Here is a 17909-nt window from a genome sequence, read left to right on the forward strand (position 1 = left end):
GTAGTCGGGTACATGAAGGGCAAGAGTGCGATTCATCTTGCGCGGGTGTATGGGGAGCGCAAGCGTAATTTCGTCGGGCAACATTTCTGGGCCAGAGGCTACTTTGTCTCAACGGTGGGTCGTGATGGGGTTCTAAGCCGGAACCGCCGAAAATTCCGTCAGCCGATCAACGTGGCTTGTCCCGCGCCCGGTCGATGGGGTAGACCCAACAGTCGTGTCACTAGCCGCCATTTCGATCACGGCAATGCCAGCCGGACGTCACGTCCAGATTGTTCCGGTCTGGATGAGGCCGACTGACGTCTCGGATGACGGGTGGCATACAACTGCTGTGAGTCCTGCAGGGGGGCAGCTGCCTGACCGGACGGCGAGCATCAGCCCATCTCATGTATTAGTCATGTCAGCTTTGACACTGCGCACGCGACGGCACCCGACCCGTTGCAGACCCCCAGACATATGGAAAGCTGACGCTCAACGTGGAGTTAGCCGGCGCGGCGCGGCTTCATCGCGCAGCGTCCGTGTTGATGGATGGGTTAGAACTCTCTGGGGCACACATTTGAGAAAGACTATTTTTCAGCCAACGCAAAACCCGCGTTGCCAGATGCAACCACTGAGACAAATACAAACGGCACTGGACTAGTATTTAGAGCGCCATGCACTTGGCCAGGTTTTGCTATGGCAATATCTCCAGCCTTTAGATGAGCGACTTTGCCGCCTCCTTGGTAATACTCAGCCTCTCCAGAGATAACCGTCCAAGTATCTTGGCCGTCCGGGTGAACATGAGCGGTTATTTCTTGCCCAGGATGGGCATGCCAAACAACAACTGCTGAGTCCTTGGTTTCCAGAACCACTGAACGAATTGGTTCGCCGTCAGACGGACGAATATATTCTGTTACCGAAAATATTCTTGATTCCATTTCCATATCCACTCCAAAAATCAATTTGGCTTGAGAAGTTATTACAGAACAACTGTATCCGAGAGTTCTACGTTGCCGATAACCGGCCCGAAACGGCGGCGCAACGCGCCGCTGTTGGGGGTCCGTGTTCATCGGCGGGTTAGACCTGTGCTTGCGTAAGACGAATATCGACTTCTCGGTCGACGTATTTCCATTCCTCTGACGCACGCAGTTCGGAAAGCAGCCTGTTGAACTCAACCTCATGAATTGGCGCGTATTCGAACCAATTCAGAAAATCGAACGGTTCATTCTCTGAGAGGTCGCGGCAGTGGTGGAGCTTGCGCGCTACTGCAGGCAAATACTGAAGCCCGATTTGGACGTGCTTCGACTGTTCGAAAACGCTCCGGCGTTCGTCTTGCGTGAGCTCCCACCAAGCTGCGTTCTTCCGGATCGGTATTAGCGCACCGCACGTTGCTTCTGGGCGCGCCAGACCTTGCTGCTTCGCTACAATTTCATTCTTCTCTGCGCGCATGACATATCGTTCATTGCTGGTTATTCCACGAAGTATCCAGGGTGCATTGGTTTCAGACTGCAACTCTGAAGCGGATACGACGTTGAGCCTTTTGGCTTCAGGCAGGGGCTCGCCAACTCTCGTTTCGGCCCTGACAATCCGCCAAGGGCCAATGTCTGCGCCGACGAAAGCAAATAATCGTGTATCCATTTCAATCTTTCATGTGTGAATGTTTTAACTCTTGCAGCTTCGAAGAACCTATCTGCCGATCCCGTGCTTGTGCATCATCGCCTCCGCGCAACTGCGACGACCGCCCGCAGCAATCACATTGAACTTTCGAATCGAAACTGCTGAAGCGAACCTACGCGGACGTACGGCCGCAGTCTGTGCGCTGCCGGACGGAGCGCTGCCAATTTGCGCCTACTGGCAGGCTGTGAGTGCGCGGATGGGCCAGCGACCTCCCTTCATAGAGGGAGCGAAGCAGGTCAGAGACACTATTGAACGTCCGCTACCGGGAAGATGCTTGACCGTCCGCAACTGGCCGCCTGCCGCCGACCGCGGTCTGGCTCGAAAGCAGTCTGTCAACGCGCCGTTTCATTGTTGCCATGATCATATCTTAATCGCGCACAGGCGGCCACAGGCGGGCAGTATGAACCAGCGTCAGTATCCACACCGTTTCGCCGTCGATCTGATACACCAGGCGATAGCTTTCGTGCGGGATCAACTCGCGGGTCCCGGGAATCTTTCCCGGCTTGCCCAGCATGGGGTGCTGGATCAAGCGGGCGGCCGCGTCGCTGAAAATCTCATCCATCCGGGCCGCCGCGCGCGGATTGTCGGCTGCGATGTAGTCCCACACATCGGCACGGTCTTGCTGCGCTTCGGGCGTCCAAACAACCCTCACGCCTGGCTCGCCACACTGGCACGCCGTGCGGCGAATTCGGCCTCAACTTCATCGTTCGACCGCCCCAATCCAGCGCGCATCGAAGCCCGGCCGGCTTCGACCTTGCGGCGCAGGAACTCGTCGTACTCGCGCGACTCGCGCTGGCGCTGAACGAACTCGCGCATCAGCTCGCGCAGCACTTGCGACGCCGGGCGATGGGCCGCCTCGGCTTCGGCCATAAACTCGGCGCGCAACTCAGGCTCCAGCTTCATCGTGAAAACGGCTTGTTTTGACATGATCGGGGCCTCCTGCCACTTGATACTAACAAAGTATATACGCCGTCATTACTAAGCGCTATTCACAGAACGCTGCAAGGCGGGCGTGCGCTAGGCCAAGGCCTGTCGGAAAACATTTGTTTTTCGACAGGCCTTCAACGGTCCTCTTGTCATTTTCAGAAGACGACTGCACCAGTTGATTGGGCGTAATGGCTGTTGTGCAGCCAGCTCCTGACAGTTCAATATCAGAAGTGATCTGCACCAATCTCGACTATGCTCAATACTCGTGTGCACCAAAGCGAGGTGAGCATGGCGACGGAGGCTCTGTTGCAAAGATTGGCGGCAGTCAGAGGTAGGCTGTCGCTCTGCGCCGATCAGGCGGCTGCTGCGAAATGGTGGTTGAGCATGCCCATGGCCTCCGTCAGCGCCGAGGGCCCAATGCCAAAAGCTCTCTCCACAAGGCGCACCTCGCCCCTGATGCCGGGCTGCAGGCACCAGGGGCGAGCCTGTCCTTTGCGCAGGGCTCGCATGACTTCGAATCCCTTGATCGTGGCATAGGCCGTGGGGATCGATTTGAAACCGCGCACCGGCTTGATCAGTATCTTGAGCTTTCCGTGATCGGCCTCGATCACGTTATTGAGATACTTCACCTGCCGGTGGGCCGTCTCCCGGTCCAGCTTTCCTTCGCGCTTCAATTCGGTGATCGCTGCACCATAGCTCGGCGCTTTGTCGGTATTGAGCGTGGCAGGCTTTTCCCAGTGCTTCAGGCCTCGCAGGGCCTTGCCCAGGAACCGCTTCGCTGCCTTGGCGCTGCGGGTCGGCGACAGGTAGAAATCGATCGTGTCGCCCCGCTTGTCGACTGCCCGGTACAGGTAGGTCCACTTGCCCCGCACCTTGACGTAGGTTTCATCCAGGCGCCAGCTCGGATCAAAGCCACGCCGCCAGAACCAGCGCAGCCGCTTCTCCATCTCCGGGGCGTAGCACTGGACCCAGCGATAGATCGTCGTATGGTCGACCGAAATGCCGCGTTCCGCCAGCATTTCCTCAAGGTCGCGATAGCTGATCGGATAGCGACAATACCAGCGCACCGCCCACAGGATCACATCACCCTGGAAATGGCGCCACTTGAAATCCGTCATCGTTCCGTCCGTCCAATCTCCGCCAAGCATGCTCAAGCTTCACGATTTTTGCAACAGAGCCTGCCCTACCCAGCGAGCGCAATGAAAAATCGCTCTGGATCGCCCTGGCGCTGACCGGAAGCTTCCTGCTGGCCGAAGTCGCCGCAGGCATTGTTTTCAACAGCCTGGCCCTGCTCTCAGATGCGGCGCACATGTTCACGGATGCAGCGGCGCTGGCCATCGCCTTGGCGGCTGTACGGGTGGCGAGACGGCCAGCCGATGCCAAGCGCACCTATGGCTACTACCGCTTCGAAATCCTTGCGGCCGCATTCAACGCCCTGTTGCTCTTCGGCGTCGCTGGCTACATCCTGTATGAGGGCTGGCAGCGTTTGCGCGAGCCAGCGCAGGTTCAGTCCAGCGGGATGCTGGTGGTAGCAGTGCTGGGTCTGATCGTCAACCTCATCAGCATGCGTATGCTTCAGGGCGGCAAGGACAAGAGCCTCAACGTCAAAGGCGCTTATCTGGAGGTCTGGAGCGACATGCTTGGCTCCATCGGCGTGATCGGAGCTGCGCTGGTCATCCGATTCACCGGCTGGGTGTGGGTAGATGCGGTCGTCGCCGTGGCAATTGGGCTTTGGGTGCTGCCACGAACTTGGCTGCTACTCAAGGAAAGCCTGAATGTCTTGCTGGAGGGAGTCCCAGACGGCATTGACATGGGAGCCTTGATGGCATCTGTTCAGGCCGTGCCAGGCGTGACAGGGCTGCATGACTTGCACGTATGGGCGCTCACGAGCGGCAAGGTCAGCATGACCGCTCATATCGTGTATGCGCCGGAAATAGGGCCCGACGAGTTGCTCAAAACCCTCAAGTTGTTGCTGGCTGACCGATTCAGCATCTTCCATACGACGCTGCAACTGGAGATTGTTGCCTGTGAGCACAGCGTCGATGGGTGCAACTTCGTGGATCATCGCCACAAAGAACCGAGTTCTCAACCAGACCAAGCCGCAGCCCGGCAGGCGTGACTAATGGGACTCCTACTACCCGGCTAGCCAAACCGGTCTTAGCGTACGATTTTTTCCGTTTTCTGAGACGACCCCAGAACTGATCGACGCGGGGTTTTCCGCCGAGGATGCCGAAACCATCGCAAGCCGCACCGTCATGCGTGCGCCCCGCGAAACCTTCCAGTCCGTCGGCTCGATGGTCCAGCAAGCTACGGCCAAGATCGAGCGCGACAGCGTGCAACTGGCTCCCCCTGCCCTGCCCGCGCCATCGGCCGCCGTGGAGCGTTCGCGTCGTCTCGAACAGGAGGCGGCAGGTTTGGCGAAGTCGATGACCATCGACACGCGAGGAACTATGACGACCAAGAAGCGAAAAACCGCCGGCGAGGACCTGGCAAAACAGGTCAGCGAGGCCAAGCAGGCCGCGTTGCTGAAACACACGAAGCAGCAGATCAAGGAAATGCAGCTTTCCTTGTTCGATATTGCGCCGTGGCCGGACACGATGCGAGCGATGCCAAACGACACGGCCCGCTCTGCCCTGTTCACCACGCGCAACAAGAAAATCCCGCGCGAGGCGCTGCAAAACAAGGTCATTTTCCACGTCAACAAGGACGTGAAGATCACCTACACCGGCGTCGAGCTGCGGGCCGACGATGACGAACTGGTGTGGCAGCAGGTGTTGGAGTACGCGAAGCGCACCCCTATCGGCGAGCCGATCACCTTCACGTTCTACGAGCTTTGCCAGGACCTGGGCTGGTCGATCAATGGCCGGTATTACACGAAGGCCGAGGAATGCCTGTCGCGCCTACAGGCGACGGCGATGGGCTTCACGTCCGACCGCGTTGGGCACCTGGAATCGGTGTCGCTGCTGCACCGCTTCCGCGTCCTGGACCGTGGCAAGAAAACGTCCCGTTGCCAGGTCCTGATCGACGAGGAAATCGTCGTGCTGTTTGCTGGCGACCACTACACGAAATTCATATGGGAGAAGTACCGCAAGCTGTCGCCGACGGCCCGACGGATGTTCGACTATTTCAGCTCGCACCGGGAGCCGTACCCGCTCAAGCTGGAAACCTTCCGCCTCATGTGCGGATCGGATTCCACCCGCGTGAAGAAGTGGCGCGAGCAGGTCGGCGAAGCCTGCGAAGAGTTGCGAGGCAGCGGCCTGGTGGAACACGCCTGGGTCAATGATGACCTGGTGCATTGCAAACGCTAGGGCCTTGTGGGGTCAGTTCCGGCTGGGGGTTCAGCAGCCAGCGCTTTACTGGCATTTCAGGAACAAGCGGGCACTGCTCGACGCACTTGCTTCGCTCAGTATCGCTCGGGACGCACGGCGCGCTCTACGAACTGCCGATAAACAGAGGATTAAAATTGACAATTGTGATTAAGGCTCAGATTCGACGGCTTGGAGCGGCCGACGTGCAGGATTTCCGCGAGATCCGATTGTCGGCCCTGAAGAAAGCTCCAGAGATGTTCGGGTCCGTTTACGAGCACGAGGAGAAAAAGCCCATGGAGGCGTTCGCTGAACGGTTGCGAGATGCCGTGGCATTCGGCGCCTACATCGACGGCGAGATCATTGGGCTGTCGGTCTTCAAACAGGAGGACGGCCCCAAGGACGCTCACAAGGCGCATCTGTCCGGCGTTTTCGTGGAGCCCGAACAGCGAGGCCGAGGGGTCGCCGGTATGCTGCTGCGGGCGGTGATAGACTATGGCCGCGAGCATGTGGAGCAGATCATGCTGACGGTTGCGGAAGGGAACGAAGCCGCTATAAACCTCTATCAGCGATCGGCTCGTTGCCCTGCGCCGCTCCAAAGCCCGCGACGCAGCGCCGGCAGGCAGAGCAAGTAGAGGGCAGCGCCTGCAATCCATGCCCACCCGTTCCACGTTGTTATAGAAGCCGCATAGATCGCCGTGAAGAGGAGGGGTCCGACGATCGAGGTCAGGCTGGTGAGCGCCGCCAGTGAGCCTTGCAGCTGCCCCTGACGTTCCTCATCCACCTGCCTGGACAACATTGCTTGCAGCGCCGGCATTCCGATGCCACCCGAAGCAAGCAGGACCATGATCGGGAACGCCATCCATCCCCGTGTCGCGAAGGCAAGCAGGATGTAGCCTGTGCCGTCGGCAATCATTCCGAGCATGAGTGCCCGCCTTTCGCCGAGCCGGGCGGCTACAGGGCCGGTGATCATTGCCTGGGCGAGTGAATGCAGAATGCCAAATGCGGCAAGCGAAATGCCGATCGTGGTCGCGTCCCAGTGAAAGCGATCCTCGCCGAAAATGACCCAAAGCGCGGCCGGCACCTGTCCGACAAGTTGCATGATGAAGAAGACCGCCATCAGGGCGGCGACGACGGTCATGCCCCGGGCCCACCGGAACGAAGCGAGCGGGTTGAGAGCCTCCCGGCGTAACGGCCGGCGTTCGCCTTTGTGCGACTCCGGCAAAAGGAAACAGCCCGTCAGGAAATTGAGGCCGTTCAAGGCTGCCGCGGCGAAGAACGGAGCGTGGGGGGAGAAACCGCCCATCAGCCCACCGAGCACAGGTCCCGCGACCATCCCGAACCCGAAACAGGCGCTCATGAAGCCGAAGTGCCGCGCGCGCTCATCGCCATCAGTGATATCGGCAATATAAGCGCCGGCTACCGCCCCAGTCGCCCCGGTGATGCCGGCCACGATCCGCCCGATATAGAGAACCCAAAGGAAAGGCGCCGTCGCCATGATGGCGTAGTCGACAGCAGCGCCGGCCAGCGAGACGAGCAAGACCGGCCGCCGCCCGAAACGATCCGACAGCGCGCCCAGCACAGGTGCGCAGGCAAATTGCATCAACGCATACAGCGCCAGCAGAATGCCATAGTGGGCGGTGACGTCGTTCGAGTGAACCAGATCGCGCAGGAGGCCCGGCAGCACCGGCATAATCAGGCCGATGCCGACAGCGTCGAGCGCGACAGTGCTCAGAATTACGATCAGGGGTCTGTTGGGTTTCACGTCTGGCCTCCGGACCAGCCTCCGCTGGTCCGATTGAACGCGCGGATTCTTTATCACTGATAAGTTGGTGGACATATTATGTTTATCAGTGATAAAGTGTCAAGCATGACAAAGTTGCAGCCGAATACAGTGATCCGTGCCGCCCTGGACCTGTTGAACGAGGTCGGCGTAGACGGTCTGACGACACGCAAACTGGCGGAACGGTTGGGGGTTCAGCAGCCGGCGCTTTACTGGCACTTCAGGAACAAGCGGGCGCTGCTCGACGCACTGGCCGAAGCCATGCTGGCGGAGAATCATACGCATTCGGTGCCGAGAGCCGACGACGACTGGCGCTCATTTCTGATCGGGAATGCCCGCAGCTTCAGGCAGGCGCTGCTCGCCTACCGCGATGGCGCGCGCATCCATGCCGGCACGCGACCGGGCGCACCGCAGATGGAAACGGCCGACGCGCAGCTTCGCTTCCTCTGCGAGGCGGGTTTTTCGGCCGGGGACGCCGTCAATGCGCTGATGACAATCAGCTACTTCACTGTTGGGGCCGTGCTTGAGGAGCAGGCCGGCGACAGCGATGCCGGCGAGCGCGGCGGCACCGTTGAACAGGCTCCGCTCTCGCCGCTGTTGCGGGCCGCGATAGACGCCTTCGACGAAGCCGGTCCGGACGCAGCGTTCGAGCAGGGACTCGCGGTGATTGTCGATGGATTGGCGAAAAGGAGGCTCGTTGTCAGGAACGTTGAAGGACCGAGAAAGGGTGACGATTGATCAGGACCGCTGCCGGAGCGCAACCCACTCACTACAGCAGAGCCATGTAGACAACATCCCCTCCCCCTTTCCACCGCGTCAGACGCCCGTAGCAGCCCGCTACGGGCTTTTTCATGCCCTGCCCTAGCGTCCAAGCCTCACGGCCGCGCTCGGCCTCTCTGGCGGCCTTCTGGCGCTCCTGCTGCGGCGTCCGCTCGTGGGCCGTGGCGCGGGTCCGCGCGCCGGCCTCGTGCGCCTGGCGCTCGCGGGCGAGGTCCAGGGCGGCCGTCTTCACGTTCTGCCTTGCGCAGAGCGACAGCCTACCTCTGACTGCCGCCAATCTTTGCAACAGAGCCTCTGCGCCCACCTTCGCGGAACCTGACCAGGGTCCGCTAGCGGGCGGCCGGAAGGTGAATGCTAGGCATGATCTAACCCTCGGTCTCTGGCGTCGCGACTGCGAAATTTCGCGAGGGTTTCCGAGATGGTGATTGCGCTTCGCAGATCTCCAGGCGCGTGGGTGCGGACGTAGTCAGCGCCATTGCCGATCGCGTGAAGTTCCGCCGCAAGGCTCGCTGGACCCAGATCCTTTACAGGAAGGCCAACGGTGGCGCCCAAGAAGGATTTCCGCGACACCGAGACCAATAGCGGAAGCCCCAACGCCGACTTCAGCTTTTGAAGGTTCGACAGCACGTGCAGCGATGTTTCCGGTGCGGGGCTCAAGAAAAATCCCATCCCCGGATCGAGGATGAGCCGGTCGGCAGCGACCCCGCTCCGTCGCAAGGCGGAAACCCGCGCCTCGAAGAACCGCACAATCTCGTCGAGCGCGTCTTCGGGTCGAAGGTGACCGGTGCGGGTGGCGATGCCATCCCGCTGCGCTGAGTGCATAACCACCAGCCTGCAGTCCGCCTCAGCAATATCGGGATAGAGCGCAGGGTCAGGAAATCCTTGGATATCGTTCAGGTAGCCCACGCCGCGCTTGAGCGCATAGCGCTGGGTTTCCGGTTGGAAGCTGTCGATTGAAACACGGTGCATCTGATCGGACAGGGCGTCTAAGAGCGGCGCAATACGTCTGATCTCATCGGCCGGCGATACAGGCCTCGCGTCCGGATGGCTGGCGGCCGGTCCGACATCCACGACGTCTGATCCGACTCGCAGCATTTCGATCGCCGCGGTGACAGCGCCGGCGGGGTCTAGCCGCCGGCTCTCATCGAAGAAGGAGTCCTCGGTGAGATTCAGAATGCCGAACACCGTCACCCTGCTGCGTAACATCGTTGCTGCTCCATAACATCAAACATCGACCCACGGCGTAACGCGCTTGCTGCTTGGATGCCCGAGGCATAGACTGTACAAAAAAACAGTCATAACAAGCCATGAAAACCGCCACTGCGCCGTTACCACCGCTGCGTTCGGTCAAGGTTCTGGACCAGTTGCGTGAGCGCATACGCTACTTGCATTACAGTTTACGAACCGAACAGGCTTATGTCCACTGGGTTCGTGCCTTCATCCGTTTCCACGGTGTGCGTCACCCGGCAACCTTGGGCAGCAGCGAAGTCGAGGCATTTCTGTCCTGGCTGGCGAACGAGCGCAAGGTTTCGGTCTCCACGCATCGTCAGGCATTGGCGGCCTTGCTGTTCTTCTACGGCAAGGTGCTGTGCACGGATCTGCCCTGGCTTCAGGAGATCGGAAGACCTCGGCCGTCGCGGCGCTTGCCGGTGGTGCTGACCCCGGATGAAGTGGTTCGCATCCTCGGTTTTCTGGAAGGCGAGCATCGTTTGTTCGCCCAGCTTCTGTATGGAACGGGCATGCGGATCAGTGAGGGTTTGCAACTGCGGGTCAAGGATCTGGATTTCGATCACGGCACGATCATCGTGCGGGAGGGCAAGGGCTCCAAGGATCGGGCCTTGATGTTACCCGAGAGCTTGGCACCCAGCCTGCGCGAGCAGCTGTCGCGTGCACGGGCATGGTGGCTGAAGGACCAGGCCGAGGGCCGCAGCGGCGTTGCGCTTCCCGACGCCCTTGAGCGGAAGTATCCGCGCGCCGGGCATTCCTGGCCGTGGTTCTGGGTTTTTGCGCAGCACACGCATTCGACCGATCCACGGAGCGGTGTCGTGCGTCGCCATCACATGTATGACCAGACCTTTCAGCGCGCCTTCAAACGTGCCGTAGAACAAGCAGGCATCACGAAGCCCGCCACACCGCACTGTCATTTTCAGAAGACGACTGCACCAATCAACGAGACATGAAGCCTGCTGTGCATACGGCTCCTGACAGCCCGATATCAGGACTCCTCTGCACGAAACTCGTCTATGCTCAATACTCGTGTGCACCAAAGCGAGGCGAGCATGGCGACCGATACCGTACCGATTGCCGAGCGCGGCGTAGCCACCCTGTCAGAACAGGCATGGGAGCGTGCTCGCTGCCGCGCGGAGATCATTGGGCCGTTGGCGCAGTCGGAGACGGTCGGGCATGAAGCGGCCGACGCAGCAGCCCAGGCGCTGGGTCTGTCCCGGCGGCAGGTCTACGTCCTGATCCGCCGTGCCCGGCAAGGTTCGGGGCTGGTCACTGATTTGGCTCTTGGACAGTCGAGCGGTGGCAAAGGTAAAGGCCGCTTGCCGGAGTCGGTCGAACGAATCATCCGCGAGCTACTGCAAAAGCGCTTCCTGACCAAGCAGAAGCGCAGCTTGGCGGCGTTCCACCGTGAAGTTGCGCGGGTGTGCAAGCTGCAAAAGCTGCGGATGCCGGCGCGCAACACGGTCGCGTTGCGGATCGCCAGCCTTGATCCACTCAAGACCACTCGACTTCGGGAAGGCCAGGATGCGTCCCGCATCCTGCAAGGTGTTGGCGGTGTTCCTCCGCCAGTCTCCGCACCGCTGGAGCAGGTACAGATCGACCACACAGTCATCGACCTGATCGTGGTGGACGAGCGCGACCGGCAACCGATTGGCCGTCCGTACCTGACCCTCGCCATCGACGTGTTCACCCGCTGCGTGGTTGGCATGGTGGTCACGTTAGAAGCGCCATCTGCCGTCTCGGTCGGCCTGTGCCTCGCACACGCCGGTTGCGACAAGCGCCCTTGGTTGGAAAGGTTGGACGTGGAAATGGACTGGCCGATGAGCGGCAAGCCCGCGCTGCTCTACCTGGACAACGCGGCCGAATTCAAGAGCGAGGCGCTACGCCGTGGCTGCGAGCAGCATGGCATCCGGTTGGACTATCGGCCTCTCGGGCAGCCGCACTATGGCGGCATCGTGGAACGGATCATCGGCACGGCGATGCAAATGATCCACGACGAATTGCCGGGGACGACCTTCTCCAACCCTGACCAGCGCGGGGAATACGCCTCCGAGAAGATGGCCGCCCTGACACTGCGCGAGCTGGAACGCTGGCTCGCATTGGCGGTTGGCACCTATCACGGCTCCGTGCACAACGGCCTGCTCCAACCGCCGGCCGCACGCTGGGCCGAAGCTGTCGCGCGTACCGGCGTTCCAACCGTCATCACTCGCACCACGGCTTTTCTGGTCGATTTCCTGCCCGTCCTCCGCCGCACCCTGACCCGCACTGGCTTCGTCATCGACCACATCCACTACTACGCCGATGCGCTCAAGCCGTGGATAGCTCGGCGCGACCGCCTGCCTGCGTTCCTGATCCGGCGCGACCCACGCGACATCAGCCGCATTTGGGTGCTGGAGCCGGAGGGGCAGCACTATCTGGAAATTCCATACCGTACCTTGTCGCACCCGGCTGTCACCCTCTGGGAACAACGGCAGGCGCTGGCGAAATTGCGGCAGCAAGGGCGCGAACAGGTGGATGAGTCGGCGCTGTTCCGCATGATCGGGCAGATGCGCGAAATCGTGACCACTGCGCAGAAAGCCACGCGCAAGGCGCGGCGCGACGCGGATCGACGCCAGCATCTCAAGTCAACGGAACAACCTGTCAAAACCACGCCACCAGCGGACACGGACATGGCAGACCCGCAGGCGGACAACCAGCCACCTGCCAAACCGTTCGACCAGATTGAGGAGTGGTAGCCGTGGACGAATATCCCATCATCGACCTGTCCCACCTGCTGCCGGCGGCCCAGGGCTTGGCCCGTCTCCCGGCGGACGAGCGCATCCATCGCCTTCGCGCCGACCGCTGGATCGGCTATCCGCGAGCAGTCGAGGCGTTGAACCGGCTGGAAGCCCTGTATACGTGGCCAAACAAACAACGCATGCCCAACCTGCTGTTGGTCGGTCCAACCAACAACGGCAAGTCGATGATCGTCGAGAAGTTCCGCCGCGCCCACCCGGCCAGCTCCGACGCCGACCAGGAGCACATCCCGGTATTGGTCGTGCAGATGCCGTCCGAGCCATCGGTGATCCGCTTCTACGTCGCGCTGCTCGCGGCGATGGGAGCACCATTGCGACCGCGCCCACGGCTGCCGGAAATAGAGCAACTGGCGCTGACACTGCTGCGCAAGCTCGGTGTGCGTTTGCTGGTGATCGACGAGCTGCACAACGTCCTGGCCGGCAACAGCGTCAACCGCCGGGAATTCCTCAACCTGCTGCGCTTCCTCGGCAACGAATTGCGCATCCCGCTGGTCGGTGTGGGCACACGCGACGCCTACCTGGCCATCCGCTCGGATGACCAGTTGGAAAATCGCTTCGAGCCGATGATGCTGCCGGTGTGGGAGGCCAACGACGATTGCTGTTCACTGCTGGCCAGCTTCGCGGCTTCGCTCCCGCTGCGGCGACCTTCGTCGATTGCCACGCTGGACATGGCTCGCTACCTGCTCACGCGCAGCGAGGGCACTATTGGCGAGCTGGCGCACCTTTTGATGGCGGCGGCCGTGGCCGCCGTGGAGAGTGGTGAGGAAGCGATCAACCACCGCACGCTCAGCATGGCCGATTACACCGGTCCCAGCGAGCGGCGGCGGCAATTCGAGCGGGAACTGATGTGAAGCCAGCGCCACGCTGGCCACTGCATCCGGCACCCAGGGAAGCCGAAGCCCTGTCTTCGTGGCTCAACCGCGTGGCCCTTTGCTATCACATGGAAGTGTCCGAGCTGCTGGAGCACGATCTTGGTCACGGCCAGGTTGATGACCTGGACACCGCGCCACCACTGGCGCTGCTGGCGATGCTCTCCCAGCGGAGCGGTATCGAGCTGGATCGGCTGCGCTGCATGAGTTTCGCCGGCTGGGTGCCTTGGCTACTGGACAGCCTTGATGATCAGATTCCAGCCGCATTGGAAACCTATGCGTTCCAGCTCTCGGTACTGCTGCCGAGACTCCGCCGTAAGACGCGATCCATCACGAGCTGGCGTGCCTGGCTGCCCACCCAACCGATACACCGCGCCTGTCCGCTCTGCCTGAACGATCCGGAGAACCAAGCCGTACTGCTCGCGTGGAAGCTGCCCCTGATGCTGAGCTGCCCACTGCATGGCTGCTGGCTGGAATCCTATTGGGGCGTGCCAGGGCGGTTTCTCGGCTGGGAGAACGCCGACGCCGAACCGCGCACTGCCAGCGACGCGATTGCGGCGATGGACCAGCGTACCTGGCAGGCACTGACGACCGGCCACGTGGAGTTGCCGCGCCGACGCATCCACGCCGGATTGTGGTTTAGGCTGCTACGCACGCTGCTCGATGAGCTGAACACCCCGCTTTCGACGTGCGGCACCTACGCGGGGTATCTCCGCCAAATCTGGGAATGCTGCGGGCATCCGCTGCGTGCTGGGCAAAGTCTGTGGCGACCGTATGAAACCCTGAACCCGGCAGTACGGTTGCAGATGCTGGAGGCGGCGGCAACGGCAATCAGCTTGATTGAGGTGAGGGATATAAGCCCGCTAGGCGAGCACGCAAAGCTATTCTGGTCCGAGCCCCAAACCGGGTTCACCAGTGGCCTGCCGGCGAAAGCGCCGAAGCCCGAACCCGTCGATCACTGGCAGCGTGCAATCCAGGCCATTGATGAGGCCATCATTGAAGCACGACACAACCCCGAGACGGCACGCTCGCTGTTCGCGTTGGCTTCCTATGGTCGGCGCGACCCCGCTTCCTTGGAACAGTTGCGCGCCACCTTCGCGAAGGAAGGCATCCCCCCGGAATTTCTGTCACATTATGAGCCTAGCCTACCCTTTGCATGCCTTAGACAGAATGACGGGTTAAGTGACAAATTTTGACGTGCAGAGCTTCCCGATGCAAACTGTCACATAATCGAACGTATATGTGACAGGTGCAAAATGTTGATCGGCTACATGCGGGTATCGAAAGCGGACGGCTCTCAAGCGACCGATTTGCAGCGCGACGCGCTGATTGCTGCCGGCGTCGATCCGGCACATCTCTACGAGGATCAAGCGTCCGGGAAGCGCGAGGATCGGCCCGGTTTGGCAAGCTGTCTGAAAGCGCTACGCGATGGCGATACGCTGGTGGTGTGGAAGCTGGATCGGCTCGGCCGCGACCTGCGGCATCTGATCAACACCGTACATGACCTGACTGGACATGGCATCGGCCTCAAGGTGCTGACCGGCCACGGCGCGGCCATCGACACCACGACCGCCGCCGGCAAACTGGTCTTTGGCATTTTCGCTGCGCTGGCCGAGTTCGAGCGCGAGCTGATCGCCGAACGCACAGTTGCCGGTTTAGCGTCGGCACGGGCACGCGGACGGAAAGGCGGGCGGCCGTTCAAGATGACGGCGGCCAAGCTGCGCTTGGCCATGGCGGCTATGGGGCAACCGGAAACCAAGGTCAGCGATTTGTGCCAGGAACTCGGGATTACCCGGCAGACCTTGTATCGGCATATTTCACCCTCCGGTCAGTTGCGTTCCGACGGAACGAAGTTGCTCAGTAAGGCTTGACCTTCATTCCATCATAACCACCACCCATCGCCTGAAATAGAGCGGCACTATCGGCAAGTCGTTGCGCCTGCGCTGCGACCAAGGCAATGCTATTTTGTTGAGCCTGCTGCCTTGCAATCAGCAATTGCGTGTAGCTGGCTGCGCCAAGCGCATACTGACGCCCCGTGGATTCAAGGGAAGACTGTGCAGTTGAGTCTGCAAACGCGAGTGAACTCAATGCCTGTGCATCGTGCTCCAGTGCGCTCAATGTGTCCGCCACGTTGCGCAGAGCGTCGAGCACAACGCCCTGATAATTTTCCGCTGCGGCATCCAATGCCGCCAGCGATGCCCGTTTTTCTGCGGGTAGTCCCGGATTGAATAGTGGCTAGGTCAACTGCCCCAGCACACTCCAAACAGCAGAGTTGCCGCCAAAAAGAGCCCCGGTTGTGAGTGCTTGTGAGCCAAGGTTTGCACTGAGGTTGATTTGTGGATACAGCTTGGCGATCGCCACCCCATATTCGGCATTCGCCGCGTGAAGCAATGCTTCTGCCGCCTGAATATCAGGCCGTCTGCGCACCAGATCAGAAGGCATCACAAGAGGCAATTCGGTGGGCAGTTTGAACTCGGCCAAAGTGAAATCCGGCACCTTCGCGTCACCAGGGGCCTGGCCGGAAAGCGTAGCCAGAAGATGCTCACTTTGTTGCAGTTGCTTGAGCAACAGGGGTAGTCCAGAACGAGTCTGTTCGGTCTGCGTTTGCTGTGCAAGCAGTTCGTCCGGTGCTGCTTGACCAAAACGCACCCGCTCGCGGGTGACATTGATCTGCTCGTCCTGTGCTTCGACCATCGCTTTGGTGGCCGCAAGCTGACCCGCGAGTTTTGCTCGGACAATGGCGGTGGTGGTGATATTTGCCGCAAGGGTCAGTTGCGCGCCCGCCAGTTCATGGCTCCGGTAGTCCACACGAGCGGCCAGCGCTTCCAGCGCACGACGATTCCCTCCGGCCAAGTCGAGGCGGTAATTTACGCCAACACTGGTGTTGTAAAGACTGAACTCACGTGCCTCGCCGGCCAATCCGAGACCGCTGGAGCTCATGCGTTGGCGTTGCGCACCGATACTCGCATCGACTTGGGGGTAGCGCGTTGATCCCGCTTGCGCAGCATGAAGCTCCTGCGCCTGCCGCAGTGTCGATTTTGCGGAGGCTAACGTGGGACTGTTTTGTAAAGCCAATGCAATCAGTGCATCGAGTCTGTATGACCCCAGGCTGTGCCACCATTCCGAACTGACCTCCCGACCGACCCGGAGGGTTTGCACTTCCCCCAAGGGGATTGTGGACAAGGCGGTTTGCGCTGGCATGGTGGCAACGGTGTATTTGGATGTAGTCGGCGCTTCGGGGCGTTTGAAGTCAGGCCCGACCGCACAACCAGCCAACAAACCAACAAGTGCGAGAGATGTCAGGGCTCTGGCTGGACTTTGACTGGGTTTCGTGCATTGGCCCGTGCAAGTCAGGTCATCGGTTTTCATAGAAATGCTCCAGGAACGGCTTACGGAAGCTCTGATGACAAATGAGACAGCTTTGTTGCACCTTCGAAAAAGCAGAGATAACGGCTAGACCATCACCACGCTTGGCTGCGTCGCCCATAGCTGTAGCAGATTCGTGCGTCTGCCCATCGTGGCTGCGAAACTTCCCAGCATCGGTTCCGAGCCAAGCAAGAATGCGCATTTTTTCCGCGACGGGAGGCTCTGCGTGGTTGGCAATCTTCGGCGCCAACTCGGCAACCACCGCCCACTCTTCCTTGGAAATTGCGCCTGTAATGGCTTGCATGTCGCGGCCTAATTTGTCCATCACACCACGTAGCGCCATCGGCTTTGCGGATTCTGCCTGCGCGCCAGCAGGGTTGACTGATATGGTCATCACCGTGAAAAGCACGGTGGCAATGACCAGGAACGGTTTTTTAGTGCTGTTCATGAGACCTCTTCTTTTCTCAGCGACATCGATAACGAGTGGTGCAGTCATTCAAAACTGCGCCCTTCACCCGCTTCCTCGTGAGTGACGCCATCGCGGATGTGGTAAATGCGCTTGAACGTCGGGATGATTTTTTCGTCGTGCGTGACGACGATGACGGCGGTTTCAAAACGCCGAGCCATGTCGTTGAGGATGCGGATGACAGACATCGCACGCACCGAATCCAGCGGTGCTGTTGGTTCATCAGCCAGGATCACTGGTGGTCGATTGACCAAGCCGCGAGCAATAGCCACGCGTTGCTGTTCTCCGCCTGAGAGTTGTGACGGCATGGCCCTGGCGCGGTGCTGCACATCCAGCGCGGTGAGCAGTTCGAGCGCGCGTTTTCGCGCATCGTCATTGCCGACACCCGCGAGCATCGGCAAGAGCGCCACGTTATCGGTGACATCGAGAAACGGGATCAGGTACGGCGCTTGAAACACGAAACCGATCTTGTCGCGGCGCAAAGCCCGCAGGTCGCGCACTTTCCATTCATCGTCGAAAATCACCTCGTTTCCCAGCACCATGCGACCGGCGGTGGGGTCAATCACGGCTCCCAGGCACTTGAGCAACGTGCTCTTGCCGGAACCGGATGGGCCGATCAGACCAACCACCTCGCCCGGCGCAACCTGCATGTTCACGTTCTTCAAGGCGAGAACCGCAGTGTCTCCCTCTCCGTAACGCTTGCTCAAGCCTTCGATGTGAATGCCTTTTGCCGTCATG

At 60.4% G+C, this 17909-nt stretch carries 17 protein-coding genes and 4 pseudogenes; 11 read left to right on the forward strand and 10 right to left on the reverse strand.

Annotation, left to right across the window (positions count from 1 at the left end):
• Window positions 1–141, forward strand: a pseudogene (locus INR99_RS16245) (transposase); the annotation flags it as partial.
• Between the two features lie 422 nt (window positions 142–563).
• Here INR99_RS16245 and INR99_RS16250 read toward each other — a convergent pair.
• The 5 genes from INR99_RS16250 to INR99_RS16275 form a co-directional block, all read right to left on the reverse strand.
• On the reverse strand, window positions 564–920 hold the full coding sequence (locus tag INR99_RS16250) for a cupin domain-containing protein (protein WP_012435589.1): 357 nt from the start codon (window positions 918–920) through the stop codon (window positions 564–566).
• A 133-nt stretch (window positions 921–1053) separates the two neighbouring features.
• Window positions 1054–1614, reverse strand: a complete 561-nt coding sequence (locus INR99_RS16255) for a chlorite dismutase family protein (protein ID WP_011514928.1) — start codon at window positions 1612–1614, stop codon at window positions 1054–1056.
• Between the two features lie 406 nt (window positions 1615–2020).
• Window positions 2021–2305 carry a type II toxin-antitoxin system RelE/ParE family toxin gene (locus INR99_RS16260; RefSeq protein WP_011342942.1) on the reverse strand — a complete coding sequence of 95 codons (285 nt, stop codon included), beginning with the start codon at window positions 2303–2305 and terminating at the stop codon, window positions 2021–2023.
• On the reverse strand, window positions 2302–2580 hold the full coding sequence (locus tag INR99_RS16265; protein WP_011342941.1) for a hypothetical protein: 279 nt from the start codon (window positions 2578–2580) through the stop codon (window positions 2302–2304). The genes INR99_RS16260 and INR99_RS16265 overlap by 4 nt, the downstream gene beginning before the upstream one ends.
• 353 nt (window positions 2581–2933) lie before the next feature.
• Window positions 2934–3698 carry an IS6-like element IS6100 family transposase gene (locus INR99_RS16275; RefSeq protein ID WP_001389365.1) on the reverse strand — a complete coding sequence of 255 codons (765 nt, stop codon included), beginning with the start codon at window positions 3696–3698 and terminating at the stop codon, window positions 2934–2936.
• Between the two features lie 44 nt (window positions 3699–3742).
• Here INR99_RS16275 and INR99_RS16280 point away from each other — a divergent pair, with 44 nt between their 5' ends.
• The 4 genes and pseudogenes from INR99_RS16280 to INR99_RS16290 all read left to right on the forward strand — a co-directional run bounded on the left by INR99_RS16280 (window position 3743) and on the right by INR99_RS16290 (window position 6520).
• On the forward strand, window positions 3743–4699 hold the full coding sequence (locus INR99_RS16280) for a cation diffusion facilitator family transporter (RefSeq protein WP_194117462.1): 957 nt from the start codon (window positions 3743–3745) through the stop codon (window positions 4697–4699).
• A gap of 136 nt (window positions 4700–4835) precedes the next feature.
• On the forward strand, window positions 4836–5888 hold the full coding sequence (gene trfA, locus INR99_RS16285; protein ID WP_002013842.1) for a plasmid replication initiator TrfA: 1053 nt from the start codon (window positions 4836–4838) through the stop codon (window positions 5886–5888).
• Between the two features lie 19 nt (window positions 5889–5907).
• Window positions 5908–5980, forward strand: a pseudogene (locus tag INR99_RS17580) (TetR family transcriptional regulator); the annotation flags it as partial.
• A 72-nt stretch (window positions 5981–6052) separates the two neighbouring features.
• A complete protein-coding gene (locus INR99_RS16290; protein WP_223155915.1) occupies window positions 6053–6520 on the forward strand; it encodes a GNAT family N-acetyltransferase in 468 nt (155 codons plus the stop codon).
• Here the strand turns inward: INR99_RS16290 and tet(A) are convergent.
• Window positions 6451–7650: a tetracycline efflux MFS transporter Tet(A) gene (tet(A), locus tag INR99_RS16295; protein ID WP_000804064.1), complete on the reverse strand. Its 1200-nt coding sequence runs from the start codon at window positions 7648–7650 to the stop codon at window positions 6451–6453. The two genes, INR99_RS16290 and tet(A), sit on opposite strands and share 70 nt — an antisense overlap.
• A 105-nt stretch (window positions 7651–7755) precedes the next feature.
• On the opposite strand from tet(A), the gene tetR(A) reads away from it, so the two are divergent.
• Window positions 7756–8406: a tetracycline resistance transcriptional repressor TetR(A) gene (gene tetR(A), locus INR99_RS16300; protein WP_000164043.1), complete on the forward strand. Its 651-nt coding sequence runs from the start codon at window positions 7756–7758 to the stop codon at window positions 8404–8406.
• 396 nt (window positions 8407–8802) lie between these two features.
• Here the strand turns inward: tetR(A) and sul1 are convergent, their stop codons facing one another.
• On the reverse strand, window positions 8803–9654 hold the full coding sequence (sul1, locus tag INR99_RS16310; RefSeq protein WP_031966051.1) for a sulfonamide-resistant dihydropteroate synthase Sul1: 852 nt from the start codon (window positions 9652–9654) through the stop codon (window positions 8803–8805).
• A gap of 101 nt (window positions 9655–9755) precedes the next feature.
• On the opposite strand from sul1, the pseudogene intI1 reads away from it, so the two are divergent.
• The 5 genes and pseudogenes from intI1 to INR99_RS16335 all read left to right on the forward strand — a co-directional run.
• Window positions 9756–10586: pseudogene (intI1, locus tag INR99_RS16315) on the forward strand (class 1 integron integrase IntI1); the annotation flags it as partial.
• Window positions 10587–10727: 141 nt separating this feature from the next.
• Window positions 10728–12410 (forward strand): TnsB C-terminal domain-containing protein, encoded by a 1683-nt coding sequence (locus tag INR99_RS16320; protein WP_011494284.1) that lies wholly within the window; start codon window positions 10728–10730, stop codon window positions 12408–12410.
• A gap of 2 nt (window positions 12411–12412) precedes the next feature.
• Window positions 12413–13321, forward strand: coding sequence for a TniB family NTP-binding protein (locus INR99_RS16325; RefSeq protein ID WP_013741668.1), 909 nt, complete (start codon window positions 12413–12415; stop codon window positions 13319–13321).
• The gene (locus INR99_RS16330) at window positions 13318–14535 is read left to right on the forward strand and encodes a TniQ family protein (RefSeq protein WP_194117430.1); all 1218 of its coding nucleotides are present in this window, start codon (window positions 13318–13320) and stop codon (window positions 14533–14535) included. Before INR99_RS16325 ends, INR99_RS16330 begins: the two co-directional genes overlap by 4 nt.
• 60 nt (window positions 14536–14595) lie before the next feature.
• Complete coding sequence (locus INR99_RS16335; RefSeq protein WP_194117431.1) at window positions 14596–15210, forward strand: recombinase family protein; 615 nt, start codon at window positions 14596–14598, stop codon at window positions 15208–15210.
• Here INR99_RS16335 and INR99_RS16340 read toward each other — a convergent pair.
• From INR99_RS16340 to INR99_RS16350, 3 genes and pseudogenes are all read right to left on the reverse strand, one after another.
• Window positions 15197–16708: pseudogene (locus INR99_RS16340) on the reverse strand (efflux transporter outer membrane subunit). The gene INR99_RS16335 and the pseudogene INR99_RS16340 sit on opposite strands and share 14 nt — an antisense overlap.
• Window positions 16695–17201: a cytochrome c gene (locus INR99_RS16345; RefSeq protein ID WP_228098387.1), complete on the reverse strand. Its 507-nt coding sequence runs from the start codon at window positions 17199–17201 to the stop codon at window positions 16695–16697. Before INR99_RS16345 ends, INR99_RS16340 begins: the two are co-directional and overlap by 14 nt.
• Complete coding sequence (locus tag INR99_RS16350) at window positions 17198–17908, reverse strand: ABC transporter ATP-binding protein (RefSeq protein ID WP_054257781.1); 711 nt, start codon at window positions 17906–17908, stop codon at window positions 17198–17200. The genes INR99_RS16345 and INR99_RS16350 overlap by 4 nt, the downstream gene beginning before the upstream one ends.
• Window position 17909: the final 1 nt, after the last annotated feature.

Origin of the sequence: Chitinilyticum piscinae, from assembly GCF_015223195.1 — a bacterium.
Taxonomy (GTDB): Bacteria; Pseudomonadota; Gammaproteobacteria; order Burkholderiales; family Chitinibacteraceae; genus Chitinilyticum; species Chitinilyticum piscinae.

Coding starts and splice junctions, on each gene's coding strand:
- INR99_RS16250 (WP_012435589.1), bottom strand. CDS start 920: ATGGAAATGGAATCAAGAATATTTTCGGTAACAGAATATATTCGTCCG.
- INR99_RS16255 (WP_011514928.1), bottom strand. CDS start 1,614: ATGGATACACGATTATTTGCTTTCGTCGGCGCAGACATTGGCCCTTGG.
- INR99_RS16265 (WP_011342941.1), bottom strand. CDS start 2,580: ATGTCAAAACAAGCCGTTTTCACGATGAAGCTGGAGCCTGAGTTGCGC.
- INR99_RS16275 (WP_001389365.1), bottom strand. CDS start 3,698: ATGACGGATTTCAAGTGGCGCCATTTCCAGGGTGATGTGATCCTGTGG.
- trfA (WP_002013842.1), top strand. CDS start 4,836: ATGCGTGCGCCCCGCGAAACCTTCCAGTCCGTCGGCTCGATGGTCCAG.
- sul1 (WP_031966051.1), bottom strand. CDS start 9,654: ATGTTACGCAGCAGGGTGACGGTGTTCGGCATTCTGAATCTCACCGAG.
- INR99_RS16320 (WP_011494284.1), top strand. CDS start 10,728: ATGGCGACCGATACCGTACCGATTGCCGAGCGCGGCGTAGCCACCCTG.
- INR99_RS16335 (WP_194117431.1), top strand. CDS start 14,596: ATGTTGATCGGCTACATGCGGGTATCGAAAGCGGACGGCTCTCAAGCG.
- INR99_RS16345 (WP_228098387.1), bottom strand. CDS start 17,201: ATGACTGCACCACTCGTTATCGATGTCGCTGAGAAAAGAAGAGGTCTC.
- INR99_RS16350 (WP_054257781.1), bottom strand. CDS start 17,908: ATGACGGCAAAAGGCATTCACATCGAAGGCTTGAGCAAGCGTTACGGA.